The sequence below is a fragment of the Psychrobacter sp. genome (assembly GCF_035469765.1).
Taxonomy (GTDB): domain Bacteria; phylum Pseudomonadota; class Gammaproteobacteria; order Pseudomonadales; family Moraxellaceae; genus Psychrobacter.
Map to the genome: position 1 here is coordinate 1 of NZ_DATIRM010000221.1, position 6,619 is coordinate 6,619.

Consider the following 6,619-nt stretch of genomic DNA (forward strand, 5'->3'; position numbering starts at 1 on the left):
GGACTGCTGGACGATAGAGGTTATTGGGCAATTATGCCGCAGTATGAGGTTATCAATCCGATAAATCCTTGTACTGGTCAGCCTTTATACTTACAGGTAAGTTTGCAAAACAAGACCGCGCTTATTGACCAAAGTAACAATATCATCATTCCTTTTTTAGCCAATCAGCATATCGAATCTTTCAATAATAATGTTAGCCCGCTACTGTTTTTGCGTAGCAGCTTATCTGATGGGGTTGATGCTGGTATGATTACTGCTATGAGTGAAGATATCCAAGAGTATATTGTTAGTGCTGACATTATTGATGCTAATGGTAAAGTAATTCTTGCTTCAGAGTCACCAATCAGAAAGCTTTTATATCATCAACTTTATACTTTTAAGCAGGATGGCAAGTATGGGATTGTCAATGATAAAGGCGATGTCATACTTAAACCGCAGTTTAAGAGTTATCATGATGACGGTCATAATGTATGGGTAGAAAAGCAACGAGAGATGGTGTTGCTAAATTCCTTGCTTGAATTAGATTAGGTAATCGTCAGCCAATAAAAAACCACCCTTAATTTAAGAGTGGTTTTTTTATAGCTCTCTTAATTGCTTGATGAACTATTTTGTCACTAAACCATTTAACTCACTCATCAAGACTGATAATGTTGATAAGCTGATATGACTATCAAGATTGCTATCAAGTTTATCCATCTCTGCAGTGACGCCGGCAAGCTGGCTGGCATGACGCGATTTCCAATCATTAAAGGCTTGGATAGCGTTAGGTTGAATCAATAACGTATCCATCAGCATCCGTAAGCTGCGCGATACTTCATTGGCAAGTGCGTGACGGGCACGGCGATCCCAGTGGTCTTGCTGCGGCAAGATAGCAATATTGTCCATCATCCAGTCAAGCTGTAAAACGTGATAAGCCTCAAAGTATAAAGTTGCAATCTCATCAACTGGACGCTCGTATTGTTCTGCCAAAAGCGCAGCATCAAGGGCATCAACATGATATGGTAACATCGCAAACATCGCTGCATCATTAGCAGAGAGCTCATCTTCTATCAAGCTTGTGATATCAGCTTGCAAGTATTGTGAAAATTGCTGCTCAATAAATCCTCCTGATTTGGTCAGCTTCTCAACGCTGTCCTCAAAGCGATTGATCATATCAGCAACTTGCAAATCTTGTCCAAAGGCATTGATAAACCAGACTACGCCGCTTTCGATCGCATCGCGCAGACGCAGCTCAAGCTCAAGCAGCAAGGTAGCATCTATTTGGTTATCAAGTGCTTCAAGCAGCTCCCATGCTTTTGAGACATGGAACACATCACGCGCAATCGCATAGCCGCGAACGATAGTGGCAAGCGTTTGTCCTGTTTCTTCATGCAGACGGAATAATGCTTCAATACCCAGACGGTTGACCACACTATTAGTCAAATACGTACTGATGATTTCACGGTGCAAGCGGTGTTCGGTCATCTCATTAAAGAAGCGCGATGACAGCTCATCAGGGAAGTATTTACGTAATTCATTGACGAAATATGGCGCATCCGGTAAATCTGAGAGCAGTAAGTTGTCATAAACCCACATTTTTCCGTAAGCCATTACGACTGCTAGCTCAGGATTGGTAAGACCTGTGCCCACTTTTTGGCGTTTAGAAATCTCTTCATCTGATGGCAAATACTCGATCGCACGATCCAGACGCCCTTCTGCTTCTAACATCTGAATAAATCGCTGATGATCGCTTAAGTTTGCAGCCGCACGGATTTGGCTCAGCTCAATTGCTTGCGGTTGCAAATAGTTTTGACGCAGTACCAACTCGCTAATGGTCTCGGTCATGCTCTCAAGTAGCTCATTACGCTGCTTTAGGGTCATATCACCTTGCTCAACCACTTTGCCAAGTAAGATTTTGATATTAACTTCATGATCTGAGCAGTTGACGCCGCCCGAGTTGTCGATGGCATCAGTATAAATGCGTCCGCCAGTTTGGGCGTACTCGATACGACCTCGCTGCGTAAATCCTAAGTTACCACCTTCACCGACGATGGCGGCACGTAGTTCGGCACCGTTGACACGAACAGCATCATTGGCACGATCACCCACATCAGCATGGCTCTCCTCGCTACTTTTCACATAGGTACCGATACCACCATTCCAAATGAGATCAACCGGCGATTTTAGCAATGCGCTGATAAAATCATTAGGCGCTAAGCTATCATCAGAGATATCAAACAGCGCTTTCATCTCAGGGCTGATAGCAATGGTCTTATCTTGGCGTGAGAAGATACCACCGCCTTGGCTGATGAGAGACTTTTCATAATCTTCCCATGACGAGCGAGGTAGATTAAATAAGCGCTCGCGCTCTGCAAAAGAAGCCGCTGTATCTGGATTTGGATCAATAAAAATATGCAGATGATTAAAGGCAGCAACCAGTTTGGTATGGGTTGATCTGAGCATGCCATTACCAAAGACATCACCACTCATGTCGCCAATTGCCACGACGGTAAAATCGTCACGATTTTGAATGTCCATGCCGCGCATACGGAAGTGGCGCTTAACCGACTCCCAGCCACCGCGTGCCGTGATACCCATCGCTTTATGGTCATAGCCGACCGAGCCACCAGAAGCAAAAGCATCATCGAGCCAAAAGTTATATTCAGCAGATAAGGCATTAGCGATATCAGAGAAAGTTGCCGTGCCTTTATCGGCAGCGACGACCAAGTACGGGTCATCTTCATCATGACGTACGGTATTGGCTGGCGGGACAATCACCCCATCGACTATATTGTCGGTCACATCAAGCATACCGCGAAGGAATGTTTGATAGCAGGCAATACCCTCAGCTTGAAACACATCACGACCATCTGCCATCGTTTTGGTCTTAACGATAAAACCGCCTTTTGAGCCAACTGGTACGATAACGGCATTTTTGACCATCTGTGCTTTTACCAGACCGAGTACTTCGGTACGGAAATCCTCCATACGATCAGACCAGCGCAGACCGCCGCGAGCGACTTTACCGCCACGCAAATGCACCGCTTCAACACGTGGTGAGTAGACAAAGATCTCAAACATTGGCTTAGGCTTGGGCAAGTTTGGAATATCTGCTGCCAAAAACTTAAAGGACAAACGATCTTTACGCTGTCCATCTGTCTCTCTTTGATAAAAGTTGGTACGTACCATGGCGTTTATCAAATCTAAATACCAGCGGAAAATACGGTCTTCATCCAAGCTACTGACACCTGCTAATGCGGTGGTAATCTGCTCTTGAATCTGGCTGGTTTTGCTGGCACGTTCCTCTTCACTATATTTAGGATTCATCCGTGCATCAAACAAACTGCCTAACGCCACGCTGATAGCGCTGTTTTTCACTATGGTTTGTTGAATATAAATATTCGAGAATGGTGCTTTCGCTTGCATCATATAGCGTGATAAGGCGCGCAGTACCACCACATCATAAGTATCTAACTTAGTGATCAACACCAGCTCGTTAAGTGAATCACTCTCAACATGACCTGCCCAAATTTGCTTTAAGCTGTCCTCAAACTGTGCACGCACCACTTGCATATCAATGGTATCGACGTGCTCTAAGACCAGCTCATACTCCTGCATCCAAATAGGCTGCTCAGGTAAATCAAATTCATAGGTCTGCGCGGAGATGACTGACACCCCGAAATTCTCTAGTATGGGCAAAACTTTGGATAAAATAACGGCTTGCTGACGACCATACAACTTTAGGTGTAGCTGATTACTTGCATCACCTGTCGATTGATATAAGTGCCAAATCATTGGCTGCTCATCGCTAAGCCCAGCCAAACGCTTGGTATCTTCAACGCCGGTACGCGCATCAAATCGCTCTGTATAAGCGGCAGGTATATAACTTAAAAATCTGCGCGTCAAGACATTAGCATGCTGCTCACCTACATTATCCAGCAGCATTTTTTGATAATGATCACTCCATGATTGCATCAAAGATGACAGCTTGGCTTGGAGGGCAGCGGTATCTACCTCATGTACTTGACCTGGCACCGTACGAACATGCACATGGACGCGGGCGTGTTCAGATTCATTAAACTCAGTCGTAAATCCTGAAGATGTGCCACCGTAAGCTTCTTTTAGGACGTTTTGCACCTTGATGCGAAGTTCAGTATTGAATTTATCACGTGGGATGTAGACCAAGCAGGAAACAAAACGTTGGTAATGGTCGACGCGGCAAAATAAGCGTAGGCTTTTTTTATCCTGTAGCTGGCTAATACCTAGAACTACTGGATAAAGCTCCCCAACGCTGGCTTGAAACAAATCATCGCGTGGCAAGGTATTAATGATGTGCATCATTTTGTGATAAGCATGACCATCACGTGGCAGTTTTGCCAGCGCCATGATTTTGTTGGATTTTTCGCGTAATAATGGGATTTGCTGTACGCTTAGTTGATATGCTTGCGCTGTAAACAGGCCAATAAAGCGATGCTCGCCGATTAGCTTGCCATTATCGTCAAACTTATGAATGCCCAAAAAATCCATATAAACTGGTCGGTGTACTGGCGATACTCGGCTTGATTTTGACAACATCAATACTTGCGGCGCTGTGAGCAATCTTTTTAGATTGCTTGGCAGCTCATCAAAGCTTTTTGAGAGCTGATCTTCACTACCACCGCGCAATAAGCCAAGACCACTATTACCAATAGAAAATAAATCCAAATCACTGCGTTCAGCTTGATTGGCTACACTGCCAACCTCGATGCTGTTTCCGTCTTCTAAGCGGTATTCTCGATATCCCAAAAAGATAAAGTGATCGTCTAATACCCAATCTAAAAACGCTTGAATCTCTTGCTGAGAATAACAAACTTCTGGTAACGGTTTTGTAGCCAAATCCGCTTGTATATCGGTTAGCTTGTTACGTATTTTTTGCCAGTCATCAACGACGACGTCAAGTGTGTCTATCTTTGCCAATAGCATCTGTTTTAATGCCGCCAGCTCATCATTATCTTGATAAGAGATTTCACAGTGGATCAAAGACATGTGAGAGGTGCCACTTTCTTGCGCACTTTCAATTTGAGTGATAGATCCGTTGTCATCACGTTCGACATTAACAATGATATGATAGGTACGATGCACATCAATGCCTTGTTCTTCAAGGCTCATCAAAAGCGTATCGACCAAAAATGGTCGGTCATAAGCAACGATTTGGATAACGGTATGTGAGCTGTGAAAATGCTGCTCTTCTGCAATTGGGTTTAAGATAGCAAGCTGCGGATGGCTGCGGTCATAAGCTTTTAATAGCGTAAAATGATGCAGCGCCATTCCAGCCAAATCAGCATTACTGATGTCCTTTGCAGTCTCTTGATGTAAAGGCTGATAGTAGCTATGAATAAAGTGGTCAAATAACGATTTGTCCGCTTGTACATAACTGGTGGCAATATCGCTTATCTGGCTGATCCGCTCTTTTGCGATATTTAGAGAGTTTGGCATATCCTTTGTCCTTGCGCTTTTTTATAAGCTTCTTATTTATGTGTTATATCTTATGTGTATAGTGAGTGGCTAAGTTTGTGCTTATTGCTTATTATCAATCATGGTTTGTCTGACTCCTGCTGTACGAATTATTTTCTCAAAGCTATGCGCTTAGGTGGCAGTGTAACGCACCTAAGCGCATAGCTAAAGCGTACAAAATCATTTCATGAATCAGCAGTATTTCGATAACCTTTGCTAATGGGACAATCACCACCTAATAGGGTCCAATATTGACGAACAGGCGCATAGTCATGACAATTGAGGTGTTTTTTTGTTAGAATAGCGCAGGATATTGGACAGTATTTTGCTGGCTCGCTATTAACTCACTTATTATGAATTTTAATGCTAAGGGTAAGAGGTATGATGAATATTTTGGTGATTGGTTCAGGTGGTCGTGAACACGCACTAGCATGGCAGTGCGCAAAAGATAATAACGTAAAAAATATCTATGTCGCACCCGGTAATGCTGGTACCGCTCTTGAACCTAAGTGCCAAAATGTCATTTTGGAAGATTCAGCTGATACTGACGAGCACAGCGCTGTTATCGAGTTTTGTCAGAATAACGCTATTGATCTGGTCATCGTTGGTCCAGAAGCACCATTGGTAACAGGTATTGTTGATGCTTGCCGTGCTTTTGGTATCAAAGCCTGGGGTCCAACGGCGTATTGTGCGCAGTTAGAAGGTTCAAAAACCTTTGCCAAAGAATTCATGGAGCAGAACCATATTCCAACGGCAGCGTATCAAGGTTTTACTGATGCGGTAGCGGCAAAAGCTTATATCGATGAGCAAGGTGCGCCCATTGTGATTAAAGCCGATGGTCTTGCTGCTGGTAAAGGCGTTATCGTCGCAGAAACTATCGAGCAAGCACATGAAGCGATTGATGATATGCTAGCGGATAATAAGTTTGGCGCTGCTGGTAGCCGTGTCGTCATTGAGCAGTTCTTACAAGGCGAAGAAGCCAGCTTTATTTGTATGGTCGATGGCGAAAATATCTTGCCAATGGCAACCAGCCAAGATCATAAACGTGCATATGAAGGTGATACTGGACCAAACACGGGTGGTATGGGTGCTTACTCTCCTGCTCCAGTCGTTACTCAACAGGTGCATGATAAAGTCATGGCACAAG

The 6,619-nt window shown here is 44.0% G+C and carries 3 protein-coding genes; 2 read left to right on the top strand and 1 reads right to left on the bottom strand.

Annotation, left to right across the window (positions count from 1 at the left end; genetic code table 11):
* Positions 1-528 (top strand): hypothetical protein (locus VLN09_RS06295; protein ID WP_325244745.1); only part of this gene is annotated, 528 nt, incomplete at its 5' end.
* Positions 529-603: 75 nt separating this feature from the next.
* On the opposite strand, the gene VLN09_RS06300 is transcribed toward VLN09_RS06295, so the two are convergent.
* Entirely contained in the window at positions 604-5,454 is a 4,851-nt protein-coding gene (locus VLN09_RS06300; protein ID WP_325244747.1) for an NAD-glutamate dehydrogenase, read from the bottom strand.
* Positions 5,455-5,856: 402 nt separating this feature from the next.
* Between VLN09_RS06300 and purD the strand changes: the two genes are divergently transcribed.
* Positions 5,857-6,619: phosphoribosylamine--glycine ligase (gene purD, locus VLN09_RS06305; RefSeq protein WP_325244749.1), on the top strand; the 763-nt coding region annotated here is incomplete at its 3' end.

Coding starts and splice junctions, on each gene's coding strand:
- VLN09_RS06300 (WP_325244747.1), bottom strand. CDS start 5,454: ATGCCAAACTCTCTAAATATCGCAAAAGAGCGGATCAGCCAGATAAGC.